At 69.1% G+C, this 25,846-nt stretch carries 24 protein-coding genes and 1 pseudogene; 10 read left to right on the forward strand and 15 right to left on the reverse strand.

The features are described from left to right. Positions 1-118: 118 nt before the first annotated feature. Positions 119-490, forward strand: a pseudogene (locus tag AB0M02_RS44870) (rRNA adenine N-6-methyltransferase family protein); the annotation flags it as partial. 263 nt (positions 491-753) lie between these two features. Here AB0M02_RS44870 and narI (AB0M02_RS44875) read toward each other — a convergent pair. The 5 genes from narI (AB0M02_RS44875) to AB0M02_RS44895 all read right to left on the reverse strand — a co-directional run bounded on the left by narI (AB0M02_RS44875) (position 754) and on the right by AB0M02_RS44895 (position 8,672). Further along, complete coding sequence (gene narI / locus AB0M02_RS44875) at positions 754-1,500, reverse strand: respiratory nitrate reductase subunit gamma (RefSeq protein ID WP_364238714.1); 747 nt, start codon at positions 1,498-1,500, stop codon at positions 754-756. Beyond that, on the reverse strand, positions 1,491-2,042 hold the full coding sequence (narJ, locus tag AB0M02_RS44880; RefSeq protein ID WP_364238639.1) for a nitrate reductase molybdenum cofactor assembly chaperone: 552 nt from the start codon (positions 2,040-2,042) through the stop codon (positions 1,491-1,493). The genes narI (AB0M02_RS44875) and narJ (AB0M02_RS44880) overlap by 10 nt, the downstream gene beginning before the upstream one ends. 17 nt (positions 2,043-2,059) lie before the next feature. Further along, on the reverse strand, positions 2,060-3,673 hold the full coding sequence (gene narH / locus AB0M02_RS44885; protein WP_364238640.1) for a nitrate reductase subunit beta: 1,614 nt from the start codon (positions 3,671-3,673) through the stop codon (positions 2,060-2,062). Continuing rightward, positions 3,673-7,308, reverse strand: a complete 3,636-nt coding sequence (locus AB0M02_RS44890) for a nitrate reductase subunit alpha (RefSeq protein WP_364238641.1) — start codon at positions 7,306-7,308, stop codon at positions 3,673-3,675. Before AB0M02_RS44890 ends, narH (AB0M02_RS44885) begins: the two co-directional genes overlap by 1 nt. 137 nt (positions 7,309-7,445) lie before the next feature. Then, positions 7,446-8,672 carry an MFS transporter gene (locus tag AB0M02_RS44895; protein WP_364238642.1) on the reverse strand — a complete coding sequence of 409 codons (1,227 nt, stop codon included), beginning with the start codon at positions 8,670-8,672 and terminating at the stop codon, positions 7,446-7,448. A 225-nt stretch (positions 8,673-8,897) separates the two neighbouring features. On the opposite strand from AB0M02_RS44895, the gene AB0M02_RS44900 reads away from it, so the two are divergent. After that, positions 8,898-9,197, forward strand: coding sequence for a hypothetical protein (locus AB0M02_RS44900; RefSeq protein WP_364238643.1), 300 nt, complete (start codon positions 8,898-8,900; stop codon positions 9,195-9,197). A 167-nt stretch (positions 9,198-9,364) separates the two neighbouring features. Here AB0M02_RS44900 and AB0M02_RS44905 read toward each other — a convergent pair whose 3' ends face one another. After that, the gene (locus AB0M02_RS44905; RefSeq protein WP_364238644.1) at positions 9,365-10,114 is read right to left on the reverse strand and encodes a winged helix-turn-helix domain-containing protein; all 750 of its coding nucleotides are present in this window, start codon (positions 10,112-10,114) and stop codon (positions 9,365-9,367) included. Between the two features lie 97 nt (positions 10,115-10,211). Between AB0M02_RS44905 and AB0M02_RS44910 the strand changes: the two genes are divergently transcribed. Next, complete coding sequence (locus AB0M02_RS44910; RefSeq protein ID WP_364238645.1) at positions 10,212-10,718, forward strand: hypothetical protein; 507 nt, start codon at positions 10,212-10,214, stop codon at positions 10,716-10,718. Between the two features lie 229 nt (positions 10,719-10,947). Here the strand turns inward: AB0M02_RS44910 and AB0M02_RS44915 are convergent, their stop codons facing one another. From AB0M02_RS44915 to AB0M02_RS44945, 7 genes are read right to left on the reverse strand one after another with little or no spacing between them, the layout of a single operon-like run. Further along, positions 10,948-11,547 carry a class I SAM-dependent methyltransferase gene (locus AB0M02_RS44915; protein ID WP_364238646.1) on the reverse strand — a complete coding sequence of 200 codons (600 nt, stop codon included), beginning with the start codon at positions 11,545-11,547 and terminating at the stop codon, positions 10,948-10,950. 31 nt (positions 11,548-11,578) lie between these two features. Beyond that, a complete protein-coding gene (locus tag AB0M02_RS44920) occupies positions 11,579-11,914 on the reverse strand; it encodes a carboxymuconolactone decarboxylase family protein (RefSeq protein ID WP_364238647.1) in 336 nt (111 codons plus the stop codon). Between the two features lie 13 nt (positions 11,915-11,927). Further along, a complete protein-coding gene (locus AB0M02_RS44925) occupies positions 11,928-12,485 on the reverse strand; it encodes a cysteine hydrolase family protein (RefSeq protein ID WP_364238648.1) in 558 nt (185 codons plus the stop codon). A gap of 33 nt (positions 12,486-12,518) precedes the next feature. After that, the gene (gene narI / locus AB0M02_RS44930; RefSeq protein ID WP_364238649.1) at positions 12,519-13,223 is read right to left on the reverse strand and encodes a respiratory nitrate reductase subunit gamma; all 705 of its coding nucleotides are present in this window, start codon (positions 13,221-13,223) and stop codon (positions 12,519-12,521) included. Beyond that, a complete protein-coding gene (narJ, locus tag AB0M02_RS44935; protein WP_364238650.1) occupies positions 13,220-13,819 on the reverse strand; it encodes a nitrate reductase molybdenum cofactor assembly chaperone in 600 nt (199 codons plus the stop codon). Before narJ (AB0M02_RS44935) ends, narI (AB0M02_RS44930) begins: the two co-directional genes overlap by 4 nt. Then, positions 13,816-15,330 (reverse strand): nitrate reductase subunit beta, encoded by a 1,515-nt coding sequence (gene narH, locus AB0M02_RS44940; RefSeq protein WP_364238651.1) that lies wholly within the window; start codon positions 15,328-15,330, stop codon positions 13,816-13,818. The genes narJ (AB0M02_RS44935) and narH (AB0M02_RS44940) overlap by 4 nt, the downstream gene beginning before the upstream one ends. Further along, complete coding sequence (locus AB0M02_RS44945) at positions 15,330-18,938, reverse strand: nitrate reductase subunit alpha (protein ID WP_364238715.1); 3,609 nt, start codon at positions 18,936-18,938, stop codon at positions 15,330-15,332. The genes narH (AB0M02_RS44940) and AB0M02_RS44945 overlap by 1 nt, the downstream gene beginning before the upstream one ends. 187 nt (positions 18,939-19,125) lie before the next feature. Between AB0M02_RS44945 and AB0M02_RS44950 the strand changes: the two genes are divergently transcribed. Then, positions 19,126-20,100, forward strand: a complete 975-nt coding sequence (locus AB0M02_RS44950; protein ID WP_364238652.1) for a LacI family DNA-binding transcriptional regulator — start codon at positions 19,126-19,128, stop codon at positions 20,098-20,100. A 9-nt stretch (positions 20,101-20,109) separates the two neighbouring features. Here AB0M02_RS44950 and AB0M02_RS44955 read toward each other — a convergent pair whose 3' ends face one another. After that, on the reverse strand, positions 20,110-21,042 hold the full coding sequence (locus AB0M02_RS44955; protein WP_364238653.1) for a WYL domain-containing protein: 933 nt from the start codon (positions 21,040-21,042) through the stop codon (positions 20,110-20,112). 19 nt (positions 21,043-21,061) lie between these two features. On the opposite strand from AB0M02_RS44955, the gene AB0M02_RS44960 reads away from it, so the two are divergent. The 6 genes from AB0M02_RS44960 (at position 21,062) to AB0M02_RS44985 (ending at position 25,045) form a co-directional block, all read left to right on the forward strand. Beyond that, complete coding sequence (locus AB0M02_RS44960) at positions 21,062-22,417, forward strand: amidase (RefSeq protein ID WP_364238654.1); 1,356 nt, start codon at positions 21,062-21,064, stop codon at positions 22,415-22,417. A gap of 26 nt (positions 22,418-22,443) precedes the next feature. Continuing rightward, a complete protein-coding gene (locus tag AB0M02_RS44965; protein ID WP_364238655.1) occupies positions 22,444-22,851 on the forward strand; it encodes a VOC family protein in 408 nt (135 codons plus the stop codon). Between the two features lie 10 nt (positions 22,852-22,861). Next, entirely contained in the window at positions 22,862-23,443 is a 582-nt protein-coding gene (locus tag AB0M02_RS44970; RefSeq protein WP_364238656.1) for a GNAT family N-acetyltransferase, read from the forward strand. Positions 23,444-23,524: 81 nt separating this feature from the next. Further along, a complete protein-coding gene (locus AB0M02_RS44975) occupies positions 23,525-23,851 on the forward strand; it encodes a multidrug efflux SMR transporter (protein WP_364238657.1) in 327 nt (108 codons plus the stop codon). Then, positions 23,848-24,402 carry a TetR family transcriptional regulator gene (locus tag AB0M02_RS44980; RefSeq protein ID WP_364238658.1) on the forward strand — a complete coding sequence of 185 codons (555 nt, stop codon included), beginning with the start codon at positions 23,848-23,850 and terminating at the stop codon, positions 24,400-24,402. The genes AB0M02_RS44975 and AB0M02_RS44980 overlap by 4 nt, the downstream gene beginning before the upstream one ends. Positions 24,403-24,841: 439 nt before the next feature. Then, positions 24,842-25,045, forward strand: a complete 204-nt coding sequence (locus tag AB0M02_RS44985; RefSeq protein ID WP_364238659.1) for a hypothetical protein — start codon at positions 24,842-24,844, stop codon at positions 25,043-25,045. A 100-nt stretch (positions 25,046-25,145) separates the two neighbouring features. Here AB0M02_RS44985 and AB0M02_RS44990 read toward each other — a convergent pair whose 3' ends face one another. Next, on the reverse strand, positions 25,146-25,802 hold the full coding sequence (locus tag AB0M02_RS44990) for a hypothetical protein (protein WP_364238660.1): 657 nt from the start codon (positions 25,800-25,802) through the stop codon (positions 25,146-25,148). Between the last annotated feature and the right edge of the window lie 44 nt (positions 25,803-25,846).

Here is a 25,846-nt window from a genome sequence, read left to right on the forward strand (position 1 = left end):
GGTTCGACCTGCTCCGCAAGCGGGTCCTGCTCAGCCGCTGATCAGAGCCATCGGGGTCAGATGCGATCACGAGATGGGGGTCAGAACCAGAACCACTCTTCAGGAATCAGCGACATGGGAGTACGCCCGCAAACGAACCGGCGACTACGGACGGTGGAGCCGCCTCACGGTGCTGACCTGGCCGGAGTTCAGCTGGCGGCTGGCCGGGCGGGTGCCGGCAAGCGCGTTCCGCCCGGTGCCACGCGTCGACGGCGGAATCGTGGTGCTGGAGCGACGGGAGGTGCCGCTGGTTCCCCCGTCGCGAATGCATGATTTTCAGCGTTTCGTGGAGCGCGGTTTCACCGGAGTGGGCGGCTCGCTGCACGCGACTCTTGCACGTTTTCACGGATTGCAGCGCGTTTCGGCTGCCTTCCGCGCGAGCCGGATTCGCCCGGAGACGCCGGTCGGCGAGGTGTGGCCGGAACAGTGGCTGACCCTGTTCCGCCTGCTCAGCGACGGCCGCGCCCGGACGCACCAACCCAGAGGCGACGACCACGAACGAAGGCGCAAAGGCGACGACGGCCGGACCCCGGGACTCGACGGCAGCCACGGGCGCGACGGCGGAAACACGCAGGACGGCGGAAACGTGCACCACGGCGGAAACACGCACCACGGCAGAAACGGGCAGGACGGCAGAAACGGGCAGGACGGCAGAAACGGGCAGGACGGCGGAAACACGCACCACAGCGAAAACACGCACCACAGCGGAAACGGTCAGCGGCGGTCGCGGCTGGAGGACAGTGGTCCTTCCCAGCCCGGCGGGGTCGCGCGCAGGCCGGGGCGGGCGTCGCGGCTGCGGTAGACGATGTAGGGACGGGTCAGGTAGCCGATCGGTGCCGAGAAGACGTGGACGAGGCGGCTGAACGGCCAGAACGCGAAGAGGACCCAGGCCGCGAGCGCGTGCAGCCGGAAGCCGATCGGGGCGGCCAGGATCAGGGTGGTGTCCGGCTGGAGTGTGAAGATCGAGCGGAACCAGGGTGAGACGGTCTCACGATAGTTGTGCGGTTCGGCGCCGAGGTTCGCCAGCACGGTCGTGCCGAGTCCGAGAACGATCGTGCCGACCAGCAGCACGTACATGATCTTGTCGTTGACCGTGGTGGCGGAGAAGACCGGGCCGGTGACGCGCCTGCGGTAGATCAGGATCGCGGCGCCGGTCAGGGTCATGAAGCCGGCGACCGCGCCCAGACCGACCGCGACCGCGTGGTAGGCGCTCTCGCTGATCCCGGCGGCCGACGTCCAGGACTCCGGGATCAGCAGGCCGCCGACGTGGCCGAGAGCGACCAGGAGGATCCCGAAGTGGAACATCGGGCTGCCGATCCGCAGCAGGCGGCGCTCGTAGAGCTGCGACGAGCGGGTGGTCCAGCCGAACTTGTCGTAGCGGTAGCGCCACACGTGACCGGCTATGAAGATCGTGATGGCGACGTACGGGACAACGACATAGAGCAGCGTGTTCACTGATATCCGACCTCCTCAGCGGGCGGTCCCGCAGCGGCCAGCCGGGCTATCGCGGTGTGTTCATCGCCCTTCAGCGGCGGCAGGGTGGCCGAAATCGATTCGAGGACGCTTGCCCAGGGAGACGAGGACTCCTTGAGCGCGAGCCGCAGAAGCTCCAGACCCGCTCGATGATCCTGGAGCAGGCGGCGGCCGGACTCCGGCTCCGCGGCGGCGAACTCGAGGATGACGGCTAGGTGGTCGGGCAGTTCCTCGTCGCTCAGGTGCTGGCCCTTCGCGGCGTACGTCTGCTTGAGGTTGAGCAGCGCCATGCCGCGCTTCCGCGTGTCGCCGTAGGCGTAGTAGGTCAGATAGAGACAGCACCGTTTCCGCTGGTCAAAGGTCGAGACATACTCAGCAGCGAGCGCACCCGGAGCCATTTGCCGGATATTTCGGAGGAAAACCCCCAACGGCGCACCCACCGGAGAATCCAGCGTGCCCACCACCCGCTCCACAAGACCGATATTTCGGAAATATCGGTCATCGGGATACCCCAGCAGCAACGACTGCACCTGCCACGCCCGAGAACTCATGGTTCCTCCCGGCGAGGCGGGAACATGTTCTCCGGCCGGCCCTTCCCGTCCCAGTTCAGCAGATTCAACCGCCGATCCGACGTCTGCCGGTCCTTGAGCATGTGGAAGTTCTCCACCGCGATCGGATCCGCCCCACCCGACGACTCCCCGAACGGCCCCGACCCACCCATCCCCGGCCCACCCTCATAATCCAGGCTGCACCCGAGCTCCTCCAGCTGATGGGCCTGCTCCGCGTGCGCCGCCGGAATTACGTACCGCTCGTCGTACTTCGCGAGCGCCAGCAGCCGGTACATGTCGTAGATCTGCTCGCCCGTCATGCCGACCGCCTCCGGGATCCGCTCGTCCGCGTCCCGCCCGAGGTTGAGGTCCCGCATGTACGAGCGCATCGCCGCCAGCCGCCGGAGCACCGCGTCCACCGGCTTCGGATCACCCGCCGTGAACAGCTGCGCCAGATAGTCCACCGGGATCCGCAGCGCCTCGATCGCCGCGAACAGGTTCCCCCGGTCCTCGGCGTCGTACCCGGTCTCCCGCACCACGTCCACGACCGGCGACAGCGGCGGGATGTACCAGACCATCGGCATCGTCCGGTACTCCGGATGCAGCGGCAGCGCCACCTCGAACGTGTTGATCAGGGCGTGGACGGGTGACCGGCGCGCCGCCTCGATCCAGTCCCGTGGGATGCCCGCGCGTTCGGCCGCACTCGCCACAGCGGGATCCGACGGGTCGAGGAAGACCTCCCGCTGCGCCTTCAGGAGATCCTTCTCGTCGACCGAGGCCGCGGCGAGCACGCGGTCCGCGTCGTACAAAATCAGCCCGATGTATCTCAGCCTGCCCACGCACGTCTCCGAGCACACCGTCGGGATCCCCACCTCCACGCGCGGGAAGCAGAACGTGCATTTCTCGGCCTTGCCGGTGCGGTGATTGAAATACACCTTTTTGTACGGGCACCCCGACACACACATCCGCCAGCCCCGGCACCGGTCCTGATCGACGAGCACGATCCCGTCCTCGGTGCGCTTGTAGATCGCACCCGACGGGCAGGACGCCGCGCACGACGGGTTGAGGCAGTGCTCGCAGATCCGCGGCAGGTAGAACATGAAGGTCTGCTCGAACTCGAACTTGACCTTGTCAGCGATGCCCTTGAGCAGCACGTCCTTATCGGGCGGCCCGCCGAGGTTGTCGTCCCAGTTCGCCGACCAGGAGATCTTCATGTCCTCGCCGGAGAGCAGCGACTTCGGCCGCGCCACGGGCGTGTGTTCCTGCAGTGGTGCGGTCGTCAGGTTCTCGTAGTCGTACGTCCAAGGCTCGTAATAGTCCTGGATTGCCGGGAGTTTCGGGTTGCTGAAGATGCTGAGCAGCTTGCGCACCCGGCCGCCGCCCTTGAGCACGAGACGGCCGCGCCGGTTCAGCGTCCAGCCGCCCCTCCACTCCTCCTGGTCCTCGTAGCGCCGCGGATACCCCTGGCCGGGGCGGGTCTCGACGTTGTTGAACCAGACGTACTCGACGCCGCTGCGGTTGGTCCACGCCTGCTTGCAGGTGACCGAGCAGGTGTGACAGCCGATGCACTTGTCGAGGTTCATCACCATCGCCATCTGCGCCATGACTCGCATCAGTACGTCACCTCCTGCGAGCGGCGGCGGATGACGGTCACCTCGTCGCGCTGGTTGCCGGTGGGGCCGATGTAGTTGAAGGCGTACGAGAGCTGCGCGTACCCGCCGATCAGGTGGGTCGGCTTGATCAGCAGCCGGGTCAGCGAGTTGTGGATGCCGCCGCGCCGGCCGCTGGTCTCGCTGCGCGGCACGTCGATCAGCCGGTCCTGCGCGTGGTGCATGTACACCGTGCCCTCCGGCATCCGGTGGCTGACGACCGCCCGCGCGACCACGACGCCGTTGCGGTTGACCGCCTCGATCCAGTCGTTGTCACTCACCCCGATCTTGGCGGCGTCCTCCTTCGACATCCAGATCGTCTGCCCGCCCCGCGACAGCGAGAGCATGAACAGGTTGTCCTGGTACTCGGAGTGGATCGACCACTTGTTGTGCGGTGTCAGATACCGCACGGTCACGCCCAGCTCGCCGGTCTCGCCGATCCGCGGCTCGCCGAACAGCGCGTCCATCTGCAGCGGCGGCCGGTACGCCGGAAGCTCCTCGCCGAACTCGGCCATCCAGTCGTGGTCGAGGTAGAAGCTCTGCCGCCCGGTCAGCGTGTGCCACGGCTTGAGCCGCTCCACGTTGATCACGAACGGCGAGTACCGCCGGCCGCCCGCCTCGGAACCCGACCACTCCGGCGAGGTGATCACCGGGGTGGGCCGGGACTGGGTGTCGGCGAAGGTGATCTGTTTGCCCTCGTGCTCGGCGGCCAGGTCGGCCAGCTTCGTCCCGGTACGTTTCTCCAGCTGGTGGAAGCCCTGCGTGGCGAGGTGGCCGTTGGTGGTCCCGGAGAGCGCGAGGATGGCCTCGCAGACGTGCACGTCGCGCTCGATCGAGGGACGCCCGCGGACCACGCCGTTCTTGTGCCGCAGGTATTCGAGCTCGCGAGTGAGGTCGAAGGTCACGCCCTTCGTGGTGGCGCCGAGCGTGTCCAGCAGCGGGCCCAGCGTGGTCATCCGGTCGGCGGTGGCGGGGTAGTCGCGTACCACCGGGATCAGCTTCGGCATGGTCCGGCCGGGGACCGGGTCGCACTCGCCGGCCTTCCAGTCGGCGACCCGGCCGCGCGGGGTGGCCAGCTCGTCGGGAGTGTCGTGGGCCAGGGGCGCGGCGACGAGGTCGGTCCGGACGCCGAGGTGCGTGGCGGCCAGGTCGCTGAACGCCCGCGCGATCGTCTGGAACGCGTCCCAGTCGGTCCTGGTCTGCCACGGCGGGGCGATGGCCGGGTTGAACGAGTGCATGAACGGGTGCATGTCGGTCGAGCTCAGGTCGTGTTTCTCGTACCACGTGGCGGCCGGCAGCACGATGTCGGAGTAGATCGTGGTGGACGTCATCCGGAAGTCGATCGTGGTGAGCAGGTCGAGCTTGCCGATGGGCGCCTCGTCGCGCCAGACCACGTCGCGGGGGCGGTTCACGGACTCCTCGGCGCGCACCGAGTTCCCGGTGCCGAGCAGGTGCTTCAGGAAGTACTCGTTGCCCTTGCCCGACGAGCCGAGCAGGTTGGCCCGCCACACGGTCAGCACCCGCGGGAAGTTCTCGGGAGCGTCCGGGTCCTCGCAGGCGAATCTCAAGTCCCCCTCACGGAGCCGGCGCACGACGTGATCAACGACCGATTCACCGGCCGAGGCAGCGGAGGATGCCAGATCGAGGGGGTTCTGGTTGAAGGTCGGGAACGACGGCATCCAGCCCATCCGGGCCGACGCGGCGATCAGGTCGGCGGTGGTCTGCCCGGCGAACCGGCCGCCGTCACGCCCGGTGGCCAGGGTGGCGGCGGAGAACGGGTCGTAGCGGAACTGGTCGGTGTGCAGGTACCAGTAGGCGGTCTGGATCATCTGCCGGGCCGGCCGGGACCAGTCGGCGGCGGTGGCGATCGCGGAGTACCCGGTGATCGGCCGGACCTTCTCCTGCCCGACGTAGTGCGCCCACCCGCCGCCGTTGACGCCCTGGCAACCGGTGATCGTGGTCAGCGTCAGCATGGCCCGGTAGATCATGTCGCCGTGGAACCAGTGGTTCACCCCGGCACCCATGATGATCATCGAGCGGCCACGGGACTGCTCGGCGTTGGCGGCGAACTCCCGGGCGATCCGGGCCGCGGCCGGGCCGGGTACGCCGGTGATCTCCTCCTGCCAGGCGGGGGTGTACGGCTGCGTGGGGTCGTCGTAACCGGTGGGCCACTCCCCCGGCAGGCCGTCGCGGTGGACGCCGTGCTGGGCGAGCATCAGGTCGAAAACGGTCGTGACGAGGTGGCCGTTGATCCGGCGGACCGGAACGCCGCGGCGCATCATCGTGGCTGCGCCGGTCGGGGTGTCGAAGCGTGGCAGGCGGACCTCGACGGGTGGCTCGTCGCCACCGGAGGCGCTGAGCAGGGGATCCACGCCGTTCAGGTCGAGGTTCCACTTTCCTTCGCCGTCGTCGCCGTAACGGAAGCCGAGTGAGCCGTTCGGGACGATCGGGGTGCCGTCCGCGTCCAGGACCACAGTCTTGAACGCCGCGTTCTCGTCCTCCAGCCCAAGATCCGCAGCGGTGAGCATCTTGCCCGGTCTGTCACCGTCCAGCCGCACCAAAAACGGCAGGTCCGTATATTTCGCGATATATTCGGCAAAATACGGCACCTGGCGAGCGACGAAGAACTCCTTGAGGATCACGTGACCCATCGCCATGGCCAGAGCACCGTCAGAACCCGGCGCCGCCGGCAACCATTCATCGGCAAATTTCACGTTATCGGCGTAGTCCGGCGCGACAACGATGACCTTCTGCCCCCGATACCGCGCTTCCGCCATCCAGTGCGCATCCGGCGTCCGCGTCACCGGCACGTTCGAGCCCCACATGATCAGATAGCCGGCGTCCCACCAGTCCCCCGACTCCGGCACGTCCGTCTGATCACCGAACATCTGCGGCGACGCCACGGGCAGGTCCGCGTACCAGTCATAGAAGGACAGGATCGCCCCGCCGATCAGGTTGTAGAACCTGGCGCCGGCCGCATGCGACACCATCGACATGGCCGGGATCGGTGAGAAGCCGGCGAGCCTGTCCGGCCCGTACCTCTTGATGGTGTGCACATGCGCAGCCGCGATGATCTCCGTGACCTCGTCCCAGCTCGCGCGCACCAGGCCACCGCGCCCGCGTGCCGCCTTGTAGCGCCCCGCCCTCTCCGGATCCTCGACGATCTCCGCCCACGCGGCCACCGGGTCACCGAGCCGCTGCCGCGCCTCCCGATAGAGATCGATCAAAACCCCACGGATGTACGGGTACCGCACGCGCGTGGGCGAGTAGGTGTACCAGGAGAACGCCGCCCCCCGCGGGCAGCCCCGAGGTTCGTACTCCGGACTGTCCGGCCCGACGCTCGGATAGTCGGTCTGCTGGGCCTCCCACGTGATGATGCCGTCCTTGACGTACACCTTCCACGAACAGGAACCCGTGCAGTTCACCCCGTGTGTCGAGCGCACCACCTTGTCGTGCGACCACCGGTCACGGTAGAAGGTGTCCGCCTCCCGCCCGCCGATCTGCAGCAGGGTCCGCCGGTCCGCCGACACCTCGCCGCGGGTGAAGAACCGCCGGGTACCGACCAGCGCCTGCGTCAGGGGATCGTCCAGTCCGGCCATTTCGGCATCCCTCCTGCCGACAAATCACGTTAGTGGCGAACACGATCGAGCACAGCCCCGTCGGCCGTTTTCTCCCGGCGTGTGCGGCCTTCGCACCCCGGCCCCTCACGCGTGTGCGGCCTTCGCGACCCGGCCCCTCACGCGTGTGCGGCCTTCGCACCCTGGCCCGTCGCGCTGCCGCGGCCCACCGAGAAGACGTCCAGCAGCAGGGCGGCCAGCGCGACCACAGCCAGCAGCGCCAGGCCGAGCCCATATGACCCGAACTGCCCGTAGATCAACCCCATCACCAGCGGCGGCACGAATCCGCCCAGCCCGCCGGCCGCACCCACCACGCCGGTGACCGAACCCACCTGGTTGGCCGGTGCCATCTGCGCCACCAGCGCGAACGTCGCACCGCTACCCGCACCGAGCGCGGCCGCCATGCTGAGGAACGCGATCGTCCCGACCGGCATGAGGCCCGGCGTGAACGCCTGCACCACCGCGCCCGCCACGACCACGCCGAGGCTGACCGCGAGCACCCGGCTCGGCGAGAACCGGTCCGACAGCCATCCGCCGAGAGGCCGCATGACGACGGCGAGCAGCACGAACCCGGCCATCCGGTTGGCGGCGTCCGCCTGGGTCAGCCCGTAGGCGGTCTTGAGATACGCCGGCAGGTAGACCGAGAAGGCGACATATCCCCCGAAGGCGACCGCGTAGAGAGCGGCGGCCTGCCACGTGACACGCAGCCGCAGCGCCGATCCGAGCCGTTGCGCGAGCGGGGCGGTCGGCACCGGCCGTCCGGGCGCGTCACGCATGACGGTCCAGGAGAGGACAGCGTACGCGGCGAGCACGACCGCTGTGATCAGGAACGGGGTGGACGTACTGCCGGCGTCGACCAGCTTCACGGTCGTCAGCGCGCTGATCGCCGTACCGCCCATGCCGGCACCGAACACGCCCACCGCGAACCCGCGCCGCTCGGGCGGGAACCACGCGTTGACGAACGGCACGCCGATCGCGAACGCCGTACCCCCGATGCCCAGAAAGAAGCCGCCAACCAGAATCGCCGGCAGTGAGTCGTGCCCGAAGAACCCCAGGAAGAGAACCGGCAGAATCGTCGCGAGCGACACCAGCGGAAACATGACCCGCCCGCCGAACCGGTCGGTCAGCGCACCCACCGGGATCCGCCCCAGCGACCCGACCACCACCGGCACCGCCACCAGCAGCGCCTGCTCGAACGAGCTCAGGTCGAGCGCCACCTGAAACCGCGACGCCAACGGGCTGAGCAGCGCCCACGCCCAGAAGTTGACCGCGAACCCGACAGTGGCCAGCGCGAGCATCAGTCCAGCCCGTCCGGTCCTCGTCCCCTGGGCCTGCGTTGCACTCATGTCCCACTCCACTGGTCCGCGCCCGGCTCTCCGGGCCCCCACCAGCTCACTCTCCCCCGCCACAGCCCTCACGGACAGGGACGAAGGTCCCGCCCTCGTCGTTAACGGCAGAAGTCCAGGCCGTTACATCCTCACCAAGATCGGCCCAGCCACGTTTCCCCGATCTTGAAGTCGGGCATTTCCGGTTCTCACCAGCGTTCGGCCGTCGAGAAGCCGGAGGTCGTCATGTCCCAGCTAGAGCTCACCCGCCCCGAGGATGCAGGCGCCACCCCCGACCGCATGACCTTCGAGGTAGACGGCTGGCCAGTGGCCCGCCTCCAACCCGGCGAATCCACCTCGATCCAGGTAGCACCGGGCCCCCACCTACTCCAGATCCGCCTCGACTGGCTGAGCAGCGCCCCCATGGAGATCAACGTCCCCACCAACGCCCGAATCCGAGCCACCGGCACCCTCACCGAAGACTCCCTGAACGTAACCGGCGCCTACATAACCCCCGAAACCGCCCTGAACCTCCACGTCGCCTAACACCTCCCCAAAGCCACCAACCCGCCAGCCGACCGCAACCACCGCCGGCCGCAAGCGGTGCCACCGCCGCAACCGGGCACCCCGGCCGCTGGCAAGCCCTCACGCCAGCCACGACGCACCGCGACCCCGAACACCCAGCCACCGCCGGCGGAGACGCTCTAGCCTGGTCAGCCACCCGGCATGGTGAACGTCGTCGAGGGATGGCACGTCCCGGAGCATCCAAGCCCGAGCTGCAGCTGCGCCCAACCGCCGACGGGTACGTCGATGCGGCGCTTACCGCGGTCCACCACCCAACCCTGATCGATCATGGTGGTGAGCAGAGCCGCCGGCAGCGAGCCGGCCAGGTGCGGAGTCCGCTCGGTCCAGTCCAGGCAGTCGACGACGAGACGCCGGCGCCGGCTCGCCGCCCCGCCCAGGTCGATGCCCAGAGAGGCGATCCGCCCAGCGCCGTCCTCGCTGATCTCCAACAGCGTGCCCTGCCCGTCAGTGCCCCGCGAGGTCATGGCGGTGAGAATGCCGTGGTCGAGCATGATGCTCCGCAGGGCCACACCCGCACGGCCCGCGAGATGGTCGTAGCACGTTCGGGCGACGCCCAGCCGACGCGCCGTAGTGCTCTGCTTGAGGCTGCGCACCGGAACCGGCGGTGCGATCGCCGCCAGCGCTTCGATCGCGTGGGCCACTTCCGCGCGCGTGATGCGGTGATACCGGTGCCGCCCCTGCTGGAACACCTCGATCAGACCAGCACTCACCAACTGCTGAAGATGCTCGCTGGCAGCGGGCCGCCCGATGCCGGCCACCTGAGCCAGCGCGGCGGCCGGATACGCCCGCCCGTCGAGCAGCGCCGTGAGCATCGCCGCCCGGGACTGATCCCCCAGCAGACGAGCCACCCGGGCCACGTCGACGTCAGCTACCTCCACGCGCCCACGCTACCGCCACCACAGTTCGGCGCCCGGCGAACCGTCCCGGCCCTACCGTGACATGACCTCATCGAGCAGCGGAAAAGGGCACCCCACCATGAGCGACGACGTCCCCGCGACCGACGACCGCAACCCAGCAGACCTCATCAACGAGTCCGTGACGCACGCCCTCCGCCTGGCCCGCACCTGGACCACCTGGAACGGCGAACCACGACACATCGACGGCCGGATCTACACCCCTCACAAGGCAATGCGCCGCATCACCGACCACCTCATCGATCATCTGGCCGAACTGGACGCCCGCCTCTCCGGCCAGACACCACTCCCGGACCGCTGGCACCACTCCGCGATCACCACACCGGCCGACCTCGCTCCCTTCACCCAGGACGACCTCGACGAGGCCCGGAGCCGCCTGACCCGCCTGGCCCAGATCTGGTCGACAAGGCTCAACAGCCTCACCAACGAACGCCTGGACCGCACCGAAGGAGACGCCTGGACCTTGCGCCAGGTCACCTTCCACGTAGCCGACACCTACTACGCGGACACCCTCGGCACCCTGAACCAACGCCCGACACCGACCCAGACCCCGGACCCGACCACCTAGCACCACGGCAACCCGACCATCCACCACCGCGACAACGGTCCGAACCGAACCCACCGGGACCGCGCAGCGGCCAGCAGCGGAAGCCAGGCGTTGGCGCCGCGCGCCGCGAACAGGCACCCCCGCTGCGGGGCAGAGCGACTGCGGCCAGGCGCCGCCCAAAACCCGGAGCTGGCCGCAGCCCGCAACCGGCCGCAGCCCGGAACCGGCCGGCGTCTGGAACCGGCGGCAGTCAGGAACCGGCCGGCGCCAGGACGGCGACCAGGAAGTCAGCGGTGGGTGTGAAAGGCCGCAGGTCCCAGGTGCTCAAAAGCAGCTCAGGCACGAGTTCGGCGGTCTTGGCGTCGGTCAGGAAGTCGGTGAAGTCGTAGTCGCGGCCGGCCCCGAAGCCGATCACGGCTCGGCCGCCGGGGGCCAGGTGGGTATGGAAGCGCCGGAGGATGTCGACGCGGGAGCGCGGGGCGGCGAAGGTCATCACGTTGCCGGCGCAGACGATCGCCTGGAAGCGGTCGGGCAGGTCGAGCTGTGAGAGGTCGCCGACAAACCAGTCGGGAGACGGGAAGTTGCGTCTCGCCTCGGCGATCAGCTCGGGGTCCAGGTCCACACCGGTGACGTCGTGGCCGGCCGCGGCGAGCAGCCCGCCGACCCGCCCGGTGCCGCAGCCGGCGTCCAGGATCCGGGCACCACGCGGCAGCATCGCGTCGATCATGCGAGCCTCGCCGCCCAGGTCGTCGCCCCGGGCGGCCATCTCCCGGAACCGGTCGATGTACCACTGCGAATGCCCCGGATTCTCCGCGATCTTGCGCAGCCAGAGATTGTCGATACCCGTCACAGCTTGTTTCCGATCCTTTCGAACGACAACGTCAGTGCGACGGCTCAGCCGAGGCCGCCGCCACCTCCTCGATCCAGCCGAGGGCCGCGATCGCGGCCGGGAAGCCGCGGGTCGTGACGGCGGCCAGCGCGACCGCGCGGACCTCGTCGAGGTTCGCGCCGTGCTGGAGGGCCTTGCGCACGTTCGACCGGACGGCGCCCTCGGCCTCCGCGCCGACCGCGACCGCCAGCTTGATGAGGCGGTCGGTGCGGTCGTCGAACGGGTTGGTCTCCCGGATCACGCGGGCCAGCGAACCCTGCGCCTCGGCAACCTCCGGGAAGCGCGAGAGGAACTGCTGGTAGACGCCGGGCAGGTAGTCGTCGCTCATGATCTCACCGTAGTCAGGAGGCGAAGTCGACCTTCGCCGTTTCGACGAGGGCGGCGGTGCGGCCGGGTGCACTGGTGAAGTCCCAGTAGAGGTTGGTGTGTGCGATGACCTGCTCGGGGGCGGGAGCACCATATTCCGTGAGGTCCTCGGTGGTGTGGGCGTCGGACACGAGGGTCACGTCGTAACCCCGGACGAAGCCGCCGTGGATCGTGCTGCGGATGCACGCGTCGCTCTGGGCGCCGGTCACCACGAGGCGGCCGACACCGCGGTCAGCGAGCAGATCCTCCAGGTCGGTCGCCTCGAACGAGTCGCCGTAACGCTTGTGCACGAGCGGCTCGTCGTCGCGCCGGGCGAGCTCCGGAACGTATTGCCAGGCCTCGGTGTCGCGCGCCAGGCCGCCGTCGTCGGAGTGCTGCACCCAGACGACCGGCACGTCCTCGGTGCGGGCCTTGTCGACGAGCGCGTTGATGTTGGCGATCACGTCGTCACGGCGCGGCGCACCGGCGACGACGCCGTTCTGCACGTCGATGACCAGCAGCGCGGTGTGCGGGCGGTCGGGCAGGGTGGTCATGTCAACCTCCGAGAATCGATGTCGACCCAAACCCTAGAACGACCCCCTGACATTTTCCGATGACCGCGAGGGCCGCCGCCGGTAGACCACATAGGGCCGCCACAGATAGGCCAGCGGCGCCGACCACACGTGCACCAGCCGGGTGAACGGCCACAGCGCCAGGAACAGGAACCCACCCAGCGCGTGCAGCTGGAACACCAGCGGCGCGCCCACCATCAGCGACGCCTCCGGCCGGAACCAGAAGATCCCCCGGAACCAGACCGCGATCGTCTCGCGGTAGTCGTACCCCTCGCCGAACAGGTTGATCGCCACGGTCCCGCTCATGCCGAGCACGACCATCAGAGCGAGCGCCGCATAGAGGACCCGGTCCATCCGCGTGGTCACCCGCCGCACCCGCCCGCTGACGAACCGGCGCGCGATCAGCAACGCCAGCCCGGCGACCAGCATGACCCCGGTGATCGTCCCGCCGGTCACCGAGACCACGTGATAGACGTGATCAGAAACGCCCAGCGCTGAGGTCAGCGACGCCGGCACCAGCAGACCCAGAGCGTGCCCGCCGATCACCCCGAACGCGCCCAGGTGGAACAGCGGCGAACCCCATCGCAGCAGCCGGTTCTCCAGGAGCTGACTGGTGTGCGTGGTCCAGCCGAACTGGTCGTGCCGCCACCGCCACACGTGCCCCACCAGGAAAATCGCCAGGCAGACGTAGGGAATCACGATCCAGAGCAAAGTGTTCATCGCGGGCACCCAGGGTAGGGAGAGAGGTCCGGCCCGACGCCGACGGTTTCGAGACCGGGCGGGCCGTCAAAGGCGAGAGCGGCGATTGCCGCGAGATCAGAGTCGGTCAGCGGCGGCAGGGCGTCACACACAACATCCAAGATCATTGCGTACGGCGTACGCGCGCTGTGCAACGCCGTACGCAACAGCTCCAGCCCTTGTCGATGCTGGCGCAACGGCGCCTCGCCGTCCCCCGGACCCACCGTGGCCGCGAATTCGAGCACCACCGGCAGCAGGTCCGGCATCTCGCCGTCCGCCAGCCGCAGCCCCTTGGCCCGGTACCGCTGCTTGAGCATCAACAGCGCCATCCCGCGCTTCCGGGTGTCCCCGTGCAGGTAGTACGTCAGATACAGCCCCGACTTCCGCCGCAGGTCGAACGTCTCGACATAGTGCCGCTGCGCCTCGATCAGCGTGCCGCCCAGCAGCCACGCCACGAACCGCGACAGCCCCTCGTCCCCGGCCGCCTCCGCCCGCAGCTCGTCGCCCGCCGCCAGCAGCTCCTCGTCCGGATAGGTCAGCAGCACCGACGCCAGCCGGAACATCCGGTCGCGCCTCATGACCGCTCCACGTCGATCGTCAGCCCACGCCGCCCGTCAGCACGTGGCGTGACGGAATCCGGGTGGAAGCCGACCGGGCAACCCGGCTGCCCGGCCGCCTGCGAGTCGAGCACCGCCGCCTGCCGGGAGTGCGCCGCCGGGATCACATACCGCTCGTCGTACTTGGCGATCGCCAGCAGCCGGTACATGGCCTCCACCTGCTCACCGGTCATCCCGATACCGTCCAGGAGCTCCGCGGCCACCGTCCCGTCCAGCGTCCGGCCCCGCATGTAGGACCGCATCGCCGCCAGCTTCATCAGCACTCCGGCGACCACCTCGACATCGCCCGCCGTGAACAGCGAGGCCAGGTACTCGAGGGGAATCCGCAGCTCGGAGATGGTGTGGAAGACGTCGTCCGCGTCCGCGGTGTCCCGCCCCGCCGCACCGGCCGCGTCCAGCACCGGTGACAGCGGCGGCACGTACCAGACCATCGGCAGCGTGCGGTACTCCGGGTGCAGCGGCAGCGCGATCCGGTACTCGCTGATCAGCGTCCAGACCGGCGAGGCCGCGGCCGCCTCGATCCACTCCTCGGGGTGGCCCGCCTCGCGAGCCGCCGCCCGCACCACCGGGTCGTGCGGGTCGAGGAACACGCCGCGCTGCGCGTCCAGGAGTTCGGACTCGGGCACCGACGCGGCCGCCAGCACGGCGTCCTCGTCGTACCAGACAATGCCCAGATAGCGCAGGCGCCCGACGCAGGTCTCCGCGCAGATGGTGGGCTGGCCGGCCTCGATGCGCGGGAAGCAGAGGGTGCACTTCTCCGCCTTGCCGGTGGCGTGGTTGACGTAGACCTTCTTGTAAGGGCATGCCGAAACACACATCCGCCAGCCCCGGCACCGGTCCTGGTCGACGAGGACGATGCCGTCCTCCTCGCGCTTGTACATCGCGCCCGACGGGCAGGCCGACACGCACGCCGGGTTGAGGCAGTGCTCGCAGATCCGCGGCAGGTGGAACATGAACGTCTTCTCGAACTCGAACCTGACCCTGTCGGCGAGCCCGGCCAGATTGGGGTCCTCCTGAGCGGTCTGCCCGCCCAGCGAGTCCTCCCAGTTGGCGCCCCACTGAACCGACATGGGTGAACCGGTCAGCGCCGAGTACGGCCGCTTGACCGGCGTGTCGGACAGCCCGGCCGGAGCGTTGACCAGCACGTCCTTGTCGAACGTCGCCGGCTCGTAGTAGTCGTCGATGCTCGGCAGATCCGGGTTCGCGAAGATCTTTCCCAGCCGGGCGAGGCGCCCTCCGGACCGCAGGACCAGGCGGCCGCGGCCGTCCAGCTTCCAGCCGCCCTTCCACCGCTCCTGGTCCTCGTAGTGCTTCGGGTACCCGATGCCCGGCTTCGTCTCGACGTTGTTGAACCAGACGTACTCGGTGCCCTCCCGGTTGGTCCACGTCTGCTTGCACGTGACCGAGCAGGTGTGGCACCCGATGCACTTGTCGAGGTTCATCACCATGGCGACCTGCGCCCGGATCCGCATCAGTACTCCACCTCCTGGTCACGACGGCGGATCACGGTGATCTCGTCGCGCTGGCTGCCGATCGGGCCGTAGTAGTTGAAGGCGTACGTGAGCTGCGCGTGCCCGCCGGCCAGATGGGTCGGCTTGATCAGCAGCCGGGTCATCGAGTTGTGGTATCCGCCCCGCCTGCCGGACTTCTCGGCCTTGGGGACGTTCACCGTGCGCTCGGGCGAGTGGTACTGGAAGACCGTGCCCTCCGGCATCCGGTGCGAGACGACCGCGCGGGCCACGACGACGCCGTTGCGGTTGTGCGCCTCGATCCAGTCGTTGTCGGCGACGCCGATCTTCGCCGCGTCCGCCACACTCATCCAGATCACCGGGCCGCCGCGGGACAGGGCCAGCATCAGCTCGTTGTCGTGGTACATCGAGTGGATCGACCACTTGGCGTGCGGCGTCAGGAACCGCACGGTCACTCCCCCGTCAACGGCCTCACCCGGTTTACCGAAGTGCCGGGCCATGTTCAGCGGCGGCCGGAACGCCGGCAGGTGCTCGCCCAGTTCGGCCACCCAGTCGTGCTCGACGAAGAAGTGCTGCCGCCCGGTGATCGTGTGCCAGGGCTTGAGCCGCTCGACGTTCAGCGTGAACGGCGAGTACCGGCGGCCGCCCTTCTCCGAGCCGGACCACTCCGGGCTGGTGAGGACGGGTTGCGGCGCCGCCTGGGTGTCGCTGAACGTGATCCGGTCGCCCTCATGACCCTCGACGAGGTCCACGAAGGGCTGTCCGGTCCGCTTCTCCAGTTCCACGAAGCCCGCGTGGGCCACCCGCCCGTTGGTCGTCCCGGACAGTGCCAGGATCGCCTCGCACATCCGGTCGGCGGTCGCAAGGGACGGCCGCCCGTCGATCACACCGTTCTGATGCTTGAGATACGATATTTCGGCATTTACATTGACGGTGAGCGCCTTGGTCGTGGTGCCAAGTTCGTCCAGAAGCAGCCCCACCGTACGCATGCGCCGGCCGAGCTGCGTGTAGTCGCGCGAGACAGTGATCAGCTTCGGCATCGACACACCCGGAACCGGCGAGCACTCCCCGAACTTCCAGTCCCGCACCCGCCCGCTCGGCATGGCCAGCTCATCGGGGGTGTCGTGCTGCAGCGGCGCCGCCAGCACATCGGTACGCACCCCGAGATGCGTCACCGCCAGCTCGCTCACCCTGTCCGCCAGCGCCAGGAACGTGTCGTAATCCGTGTGCGCGTCCGCCGGCGGCGGGACGGCCGGGCTGAACGCGTGCACGAACGGGTGCATGTCCGTGGTGGAGATGTCGTGCTTCTCGTACCAGGTCGCGGCCGGCAGCACGACGTCCGCGTGCAGCCCGGTGTTCGTCATCCGGAAGTCGATCGCGGTCAGCAGGTCGAGCTTCCCCACCGGCGCCTCGTCACGCCACGTCACGTCCCGGGGCCGCTGCCCCGGCTCGCACTCGGTGGCCGTCGCCGACGACGCCACACCCAGCAGGTGCCGCATGAAGAACTCGTTGCCCTTGCCCGACGAGCCCAGCAGGTTGGCCCGCCACAACGTGAGGCAGCGCGGAAAGTTCGCCGGGTCGTCCGGGTCCTCCGCGACGGTCTTCAGCGTCCCGTCCGCCAGAGAACGGACCACGAACTCCGTGACGTCAAGACCGGCGGCAGCGGCGGAAGGAGCCAGGTCGAGGGGATTCCGGTTGAAGAACGGATGCCCCGGGCTCCACCCCATCCGCTGCGCGGCCGCCACGGTGTCGGCGAACGCCATCCCGGCGAACCGCCCGGTACCCAGCGGCGACGCCAGCTCGTCGGCCGGCACCCGCTCGTAACGCCACTGGTCGGTGTGCAGGTACCAGAACGGCGTCGACGCCTGGTGCCGCATCGGGCGCTGCCAGTCGAACGCGAAGCTCAGGTGCTGCTGGCCGGTGATCGGCCGCGCCTTCTCCTGCCCCACGTAGTGCGCCCAGCCACCACCGTTGACACCCTGGCAGCCGGTGAGCGTGACCAGCGAGATGAACGCCCGGTAGGTCATGTCCGAGTGGAACCACTGGTTGGCACCGGCGCCGAGGACGATCATCGAGCGGCCGTTGCTGCGCTCGGCGTTGCGGGCGAACTCGCGCCCGATCCGGGCCGCCAGCACCGCCGGAACCCCGGTGATCCGCTCCTGCCAGGCCGGGGTGTTGGGCGCCTCGGCATCGTCGTAGCCGGTGGGCCACTCGCCGGGCAGGTCGCCACGGCGTACGCCGTACTGGGCCATGACCAGGTCGAAGACGGTCGTGACGCAGTGCCCGCCGATCCAGCGGACCGGGACGCCGCGACGCATCACGCCGCCGCCCTCGGTGTCGCCGACGTCGAAGCGGGCGAGCGCCACCTCGACCGATTCACCCGAGATGTCCAGACCCAAGGCGGGAACCACGTCGCCCAGGTCGAGATTCCACCGGCCGGGCGAGGCGTCGTAGCGGAACCCGAGGGAACCGTTGGGTACGACAGGCGAGCCGGAAACCGAGTCGATCAGAACAGTCTTGTGGGAACCGTCCGCCTCCCCGAGATCGCCGGCGGTCAGAAAACGATCAGCTGACCAGACGTCCCCGTCATTCCGCAGCGTCACCAGGAACGGCAGGTCCGTAAATTTCCTGACATAGTCCTGGAAGTAGGGCACGGTGCGCTGAACGAAGAACTCATTCAGGATCACATGACCCATCGCCATGGCGAGGGCCCCGTCGGTACCGGGATGCGGCGCCAGCCACTCGTCCGCGAACTTCACGTTGTCCGCGTAGTCCGGCGACACCGCGACGACCTTCGTACCCCTGTATCGCGCCTCGGCCAGGAAGTGCGCGTCCGGCGTGCGGGTGACCGGGATGTTCGAGCCCCACATCATCAGATACGTCGAGTTCCACCAGTCCCCCGCCTCCGGCACGTCGGTCTGGTCACCCCAGATCTGCGGCGAGGCGATCGGCAGGTCCGCGTACCAGTCGTAGAAACTGAGCAGCGTGCCGCCGAGCAGCGCGTGATAGCGGGTGCCGGCCGCGAACGACGCCATCGACATGGCCGGGATCGGCGAGAACCCGACCACGCGGTCCGGCCCGTAGTTCTTGGTCGTGTACACGTGCGCCGCGGCCATCATCTCGATCGCCTCGTCCCACGTCGCCCGCACGAATCCGCCGCGTCCGCGCTGCGCCTTGTAGGCCTGAGCCTTCAGCGGCGTCTCCACGATCTCGGCCCACGCGGCGACCGGGTCATTCAGCCGCTGCCGCGCCTCGCGGAACATTTCGGCAAGAACACCACGGATGTACGGGTACCGCACGCGCGAAGGCGAGTACTCGTACCAGGAGAAGCTCGCGCCCCGAGGGCAGCCCCGGGGCTCGTAGTCCGGAGCGTCCGGCCCGGTCGTCGGATAGTCGGTCGCCTGGTGCTCCCAGGTGATCAGCCCGTCCCGGACGAACACGTTCCACGAGCAGGAGCCGGTGCAGTTGACGCCGTGGGTGGAGCGGACCACCTTGTCGTAGCGCCACCGGTCGCGGTAGAACTCGTCCCACTCGTTGCCGTCGACCTGGTGCAGCGTGCGGCCGTGGTCCCCGACCGTCTCCCGGGTGAGGAACCGGCGCGCGGCCAGCAGAGGCGCGGTACCGGGGACGGCGTCCGTGGCGGGTTCTCGTGTCACGATGCGGTTCCTTCGTCGTCGGGCCGGGCACGCGTCCAAATCTCCTCGAAAGGAGGCCGCGCGACCTGAGCCCGGGGTCCCGCACCCTCCGGGACCAAAGTCCCCTCTTCAGCGGACCCGCCTACCGCGCTTTACTTGCCCGGTGACCACCGACTCCCCCGGCCTCGCCGACGTCGCCCGCCACGCCGGCGTCTCGATCGCCACCGCCTCCCGCGTGCTCTCCGGCAAGGGCCCGGCCTCACCGGCCAGCCGGGACGCGGTCCGCCGGGCGGCCGCCGACCTCGGTTACGTGCCGCACCCGGTGGCCCGCCGCCTCGCCCAGCGCGCCGGCACCCGGATCCTGTTCGCCGTCCGTGACCGCCGCACCGACATCCTCCGCGACCCCTTCGTGAGCCGGGCCGCCGCCGCGATCGCCGGTGCCGCCGAGCCGGACGGCCTCGGTGTCGCGCTGCGCCGCCTCCCCCTGGACGCCACCGCCGAGCTCGAGTCGATCGCCGCCGACCGCAGTGTCGCCGCGGTCGTGCTGGCCGGCCACGACCGCGCGCTGCTCGACCACCTGCCCGCCGGGCTGCGCGGCCGGACCGCGGCGATCGGCGCCGGCGGCGCGCACGTGGACAGCGCCGACGTGGACAGCGCCGCCGGCATCGGCGGCCTGCTGCGCCACCTCTACCACTCCGGCCGCCGCCGGATCGCCCTGGTCGGCGGCCCGCCGTGGCTGGCCGCGGCCCGCGCGCCACTGCACGCCTACACCACGCTGATGCACGCCTCCGGCCTGCCGGTGCGGGTGGTGCCCGGCGACTTCACCGCCGCGCGCGGCCGCACCGCCGCCCGGACCGTGCTGCGCCGCTGGCCGGACACCGACGCGATCGCGACGGTCAGCGACGCCACCGCCCTCGGCGTCCTGCAGACCCTCGCCACCGCCGGCATCCGCGTCCCGCACGACGTGGCGGTCACCGGCTTCGACGACATCCCCCTCGCCGCGGCCACGTACCCGGCCCTCTCCACCGCCACCCACCCGGTCGAACTGATCGCCGTCGCCGCCACCCGGGCCGCCCTCGGCGCACGTCAGCCGGGCCGCCTGTTCCCCAGCCGCCCGGTCCTGCGGCAGACGGCGTAGCAGGGCCGGTCACCCCTCTCGGTAGAGACCGGAGAGCTCTGATCCGATTCGGGCGAGCTCCGCGCGTACATTTGCCGGGTCTTCCACCTCCACCAGCGCGCCCCAACCGGAAAGCATGCGTGCGACGTCCAGCGCCGTAGGCGCGGCGACCCGGACCCGTGCGCGACCGTCTTCCCGGACCTCGACCACCTCGTAATGCCTGCCGAAATGATCGCGGAGCACCCACAGGAAGCGCTCGGCGATCAGCAGGGTGGCCCACGTCCGCGAGCGGCGCTCCTCCATCTCGCCGACGACCTGCTCCCACGCCGCGCCGAGTGCGAAGTCCGCCGGGCGCTCGAAACCCTCGCCGGTGACCGATATCGACGACATCCGGTCGACGCGGAACGTGCGCCTGCCGCGCTCGGTGCCCGCGATCAGGTACCAGATGTCGTCCTTGTCGATCAGGCCCCACGGGTCGGCCTCGCGCTGGTCACCGCGATAGGCGAAGCGGATCCGCCGCTGACGGACCACCGCGCCCTGCAATGCCTCGACACCCTCCGGGCGCGGCCGGTCGATCGCACCCCAGCGAGCCGGATCGATCAGCGTGGCCGACGCGGCGGCCTCGGCCTCGTCCCGGAACGGCGCCGGCAGGGCGCGCAGCAGCTTGCGCAGCGCCGCCTTCGCCTCGCCGGAGACCGCCGCGGCCGGCCCGGCCAGCAGGAACAGCGCCTGCGCCTCGGCCGCCGACAGCCCGCTCAGATCGGTGCGGGCACCGCCGATCAGCTGCCAGCCGCCGTGCCGGCCGGGCTGTGGATAGACCGGGATCCCGGCGGCGGAGAGTGCCTCGAGGTCGCGGCGCGCGGTCGCCACCGAGACCTCCAGCTCGGCGGCGATCTCGGCGGCGGTGACCCGGCCGCGAGCCTGCATCAGCAGGAGGGTGGCAACCAGGCGATCCGCGCGCATGCCTGACAGACTCCCACGCATGCGACTCGTGGACCTGAGCGCCGCCGCGCTGTCCGAAGCCGTACGCACCCGCGAGGTGAGCTGTGTCGAGGTGATGACGGCGTACCTGGACCACATCGACGAGCTGAACCCGCGCCTCAACGCGATCGTCAGCCTGCGCCCGCGCGCCGACCTGCTCGCCGAGGCGGCCGAGAAGGACCGCCAGCCGCACCGGGGGTGGATGCACGGCTTCCCGCACGCGGTCAAGGACCTCGCCGACGCCCGCGGCCTGCCGACCAGTTTCGGTCTGTCGCTCTTCCCACCGGCAAGGACAGACTCTGTTTTCGTGGAGCGGATCCGCGCCGCCGGGGCGATCGTCATCGGCAAGACCAACGTGCCGCAGCTGGGGCTCGGCTCGCACACCTACAACGACGTGTTCGGCACCACGATGAACGCGTTCGATCACACTCGGTCCGCCGGCGGCAGCAGCGGCGGGGCGGCGGTCGCCGTGGCCACCGGCATGGTCCCGGTCGCCGACGGCAGTGACTTCATGGGCTCGCTGCGCAACCCGCCGGGCTGGAACAACGTCTACGGCCTGCGCCCGTCCGTCGGCCGCGTGCCCTCGGCCGGCGGCGATCTCTTCGCCGATCAGGGCGGTGTCGCGGGCCCGATCGCGCGCACGGCCGGCGACCTGGCACTGCTGCTCGACACGATGGCCGGTTATGACGATCGGGCGCCGCTCTCCCTCGACGGTTATCGCCCACGGCCGGAAACGGGCCGGCTGGCCTGGCTCGGCGACCTCGGTGGCTACCTGCCGATGGATCCCGAGGTGCTCACCGTGACGACCGCGGCCCTCTCGGCGTTCGGCATGCCCTTCGACACCATCGACGAGCTGCCCGGACTCGGCAACGACGCGCTCTGGCCGCTGTGGCTCACCTACCGGCACTGGCTGGCCGGCATGGCCGTCAAGCAGTTCCACGATGAGCCGGACCTGCGACCGCTGCTCAAGCCGGAGGCCGTTTTCGAATACGAGGGCCTGACCCGCCTGTCCGCGATCGACGTCGGCGAGGCCTCACTGCGGCGCAGCGAGCTCTACGAGGCGTTCCGCAAGATCTTCCAAACGTACGAGTACGCGATCCTGCCGACAGCGCAGATCTTCCCCTTCGACGCCGCCCTCCCCTGGCCCGCGGAGATCAACGGCACCGCGATGAGCAGCTACCACCGGTGGATGGAGGTGACCGCGATCGCCACCCTGATCAACGCGCCGGTCCTGGCCGTACCCGCCGGATTCAGCTCCACCGGCCTGCCGATCGGCCTGCAGATCATCGGCCGCAACCACGACGACAGGGGTCTGCTGGATTTCGCGAACTCCTGGGAGAAAGTGCTCAGAAGGTGAGCACTTAAGCCGTCAGGATCGACAGCATGCTACGAGGATTCACGACAGTCACGTTCTTCTCCGACGACATGGCCGCCGCCCGCGAGTGGTACACCCGGGTGTTCGGCATCGAGCCGTACTTCGACCGCGGTGGCGCGTACCTGGAGTGGCGGGTCGGCGACCACCAAAACGAGTTCGGCGTGCTCGACACCCGCTTCGCCCCGCACACGCCGGGCACCGGCGCGGTCGTCTACTGGGCCGTCGACGACGTCGAGGCGGCCTATCAGCGGCTGCTCGACCTCGGCGCCACCGAGCACGACAAGCCCACCGAGCGCGGCACCGGTTACGTCACCGCCTCGGTGACCGACCCGTTCGGCAACATCCTCGGCGTCATGTTCAACCAGCACTACCTGGACATGGTCGACGCTTGCGGTGGAAGCGTTTCCACCGCCTAACGTTCCGGGCGTGCCTGAGATCCGCGAGTACCGCCCGTCCGACCGGACCGCCCTCTACGACATCTGCGTGCGCACCGCCGACGCCGGCGGTGACGCGCGCGGGATGTACTCCTCCGACGACCTGATGGGCGACCTGTTCGCCGGCCCGTACGCCCACCTCGAGCCGCACCTGGCGTTCGTCGTCGACGACGGCGGCGAGGCGGTGGGCTACGTGGTCGGCACCTCGGACACGCCGAGGTTCGTCGAGCGGTACCGCGCGGAGTGGATCCCGCTGGTCGGCGACCGGTACGCACATCCCACCTCGGCGGACGAGCCGATGGTCGCGCTCCACTGCGGGCCCGAGCACATGCTGGTCCCCGGCCTGGACGATTACCCGGCTCACCTGCACATCGACCTGCTGCCGCCGTACCAGGGCCAGGGCTGGGGCCGCCGCCTCATCGACCGCTTCCTGGCCACGGTGGACGCCCCCGGCGTCCACGTCGGCATGCTGACCGCCAACGTCAAGGCCCGCGGCTTCTACGACCGCCTCGGCTTCACGGTTCTGCCGGTCCCCGACCCCGGCCCCATCACCTACCTGGGCATTCGCTCCTGATTTATCCCGCTCGCCTTCTCACCCGTCACTCTTGTACGATCGTACTTGTACATACGTACAAGATGATCGAGGTGTTTTGCAGTGCCGTACGTGCTTCTGTTCTTCGCGATCGCGGCCGAGCTGGTCGCCACGAGCCTGATGAAGGCGACGGACGGTTTCACCAGGTTCTGGCCGACGGCCGCGGTGCTGGTCGGCTACGTGCTGTCCTTTGTGCTGCTCGCGCAGGCGGTGAAGGGGATGCAGGTCGGTGTCGCGTATGCCATCTGGTCCGCCGTCGGCACCGCCGCCATCGTGGTGATCGGCGCGCTCTTCCTCGACGAGCCGTTCACGACCGTTAAGGTGGCCGGGATCTCGCTCATCATCGCCGGAGTCGTCATCTTGAACCTGAACACCGGATCGGCCCATTGACCGCCCGCCGCCCCCAGCGCGCCCGCGACCCGGAAGCCCGCCGCGCCGCCCTGGCCGCCGCCACCATGGAGGTCATCGCGGAAGCCGGCGTCGGCCGCACCACCCACCGGGCCGTGGCCGCCCGCGCCGGCCTGCCACTGGGCGCGACCACGTACTACTACCCCACCCTGGACGACCTGATCGCCGCCGGCCTGCGCCACGCCGTCAACACGCTGCAGGCCGACCTCGACCAGTGGGCGGAACGCCTGCGAGCCGCACCCGACATGCCCGACGAACTAACCGTTCTCGTGCAGGAGTACCTGACCGACCGCCCCCAGGTCCGCCTCGAATACGAACTCTGCGTGGCCGCCGCCCGCGACGAGGCACTGCGCCCACTGGCCGAGGTCTGGATGAACGGCCTGGTGGACGTCCTGGAGCCGTACGTGGGCGCGGCCGCCGGCCGCGACATCTCCGCCCTGCTCGACGGCATCATCCTGCTGGCCCTGGTCACCGAGACAGACCTGGACGCCCCAGGCCTGACCCGCGCCATCCGCCGCCTCTCCGCGACGTGATCGTCAATCGCCGCCGAGGGGCCGGCAGCAGCAGCTCCGCCAAACCGACCAGCGCCACGATGCCCTCACCCAGTTCCGGACGGCCGGCCGCCAACCCCTCCAACTCAGCGACCAGCATGCCCACCTGACGCGAATTGAACGTCGTGTCGTCATACTCATCCACCCCGGCCAACAGCGGATATCGCCCCGGATCCGACGCCACAGCCCGGCAAACGGCGTTCACATCACAGACGCCGGCAAGCTCCGCAACGAGCTCCCCGGTGTACTCAAATACCGAAACGCCGATCCCCACGATCAAAAGTATGCCCAGACCCGAACCAACCCGCCCGACACCAACCCGAAAGCCACGCTCAGCAGGAACCGGCCAGCGCACGCGCAGCGACAGCGGTCGTCAAACGCGGGGCGCGCCTTGTCTGCGGCGCGAGGGTAAGTTCGCCGCGTGGATAGTGAGATCGTCCTGCGACTCGACCGGAAGACCGCCGAGGATCTGTATGGCACGCTGTATGAAGTCGGTGAGCACATCGCTGCCGGCGCCCCGATGACCCCGCCGACCCATGACGAGGTCGAGCGCCTGGCACAGGTTCTTCGAGATCTCGCCCACTCCCTTGGACGCCGGTGCAACCCATACTGCGACCACGTTTGATTGACGACCCGGCGCCAAACAGCCGCAATGAGTATGCCGCGCTCTGCGCACGCCAGAAGCCGATCGTATTAGTGAATGAGCGGCCCGGCCGCCGTGCCGCCTAGCACGACTCTGTGATTTTGCCGAGCACAATGCCGACGAGCAGGAAGACGGCACTGACGATAGCGTTCGTGACGAGCGCATCTCGATTTCGATTGATCCACAGCGGGTCGTCGGTTCTGGTCTGAACGTGTACGACTGCCAGGCGGCGCGGCTTTCCGCCAAAGATCAATCCCGATGCCACCATGATCGCTTTTGCCAGAATCATCAAGGCGACCAAACCAGCTATTCGAAAGTCACCCCATAGCGGCAAAGTTGCTACGGATAGCACGACAACCGCTGCACTTGCGCCTAATCCCCAGACGAGACCGCGTTCTCGGTGCTTCACCCGCTGATGGCGGGTGGCAATCCGGTGAACCTCCTCCAGCATTCCCCGTGTTGGAAGATCCGGATCGTCGGCGCTGATGGAGGCTTCCTCAGGGGAAAGGACGAGCCTGATCCTGCTGTCGCCGGATGTGGCTGCAAACGTAGACACCAGTCTCGCCGTCAGGCCGTCAAGGTCATTGACCTCGTCAAGGGAGTAGTTGTCGGCTCGCAATGTCAAATCAGGCGCAACCTGCCGCATCACGGAGACGATCTCAACGAGATCTTCACGCCACACCCACGTCGGGCCGAAATCTCGGATGACGGTACGCGGCTCGGTGAATCTGAGAGGCATGGGTGGCAGACTGCCAGACCACCCCGGCCACATCCATCGTCCGC

The organism is Actinoplanes sp. NPDC051861 (genome assembly GCF_040681145.1).
Classification (GTDB): domain Bacteria; phylum Actinomycetota; class Actinomycetes; order Mycobacteriales; family Micromonosporaceae; genus Actinoplanes.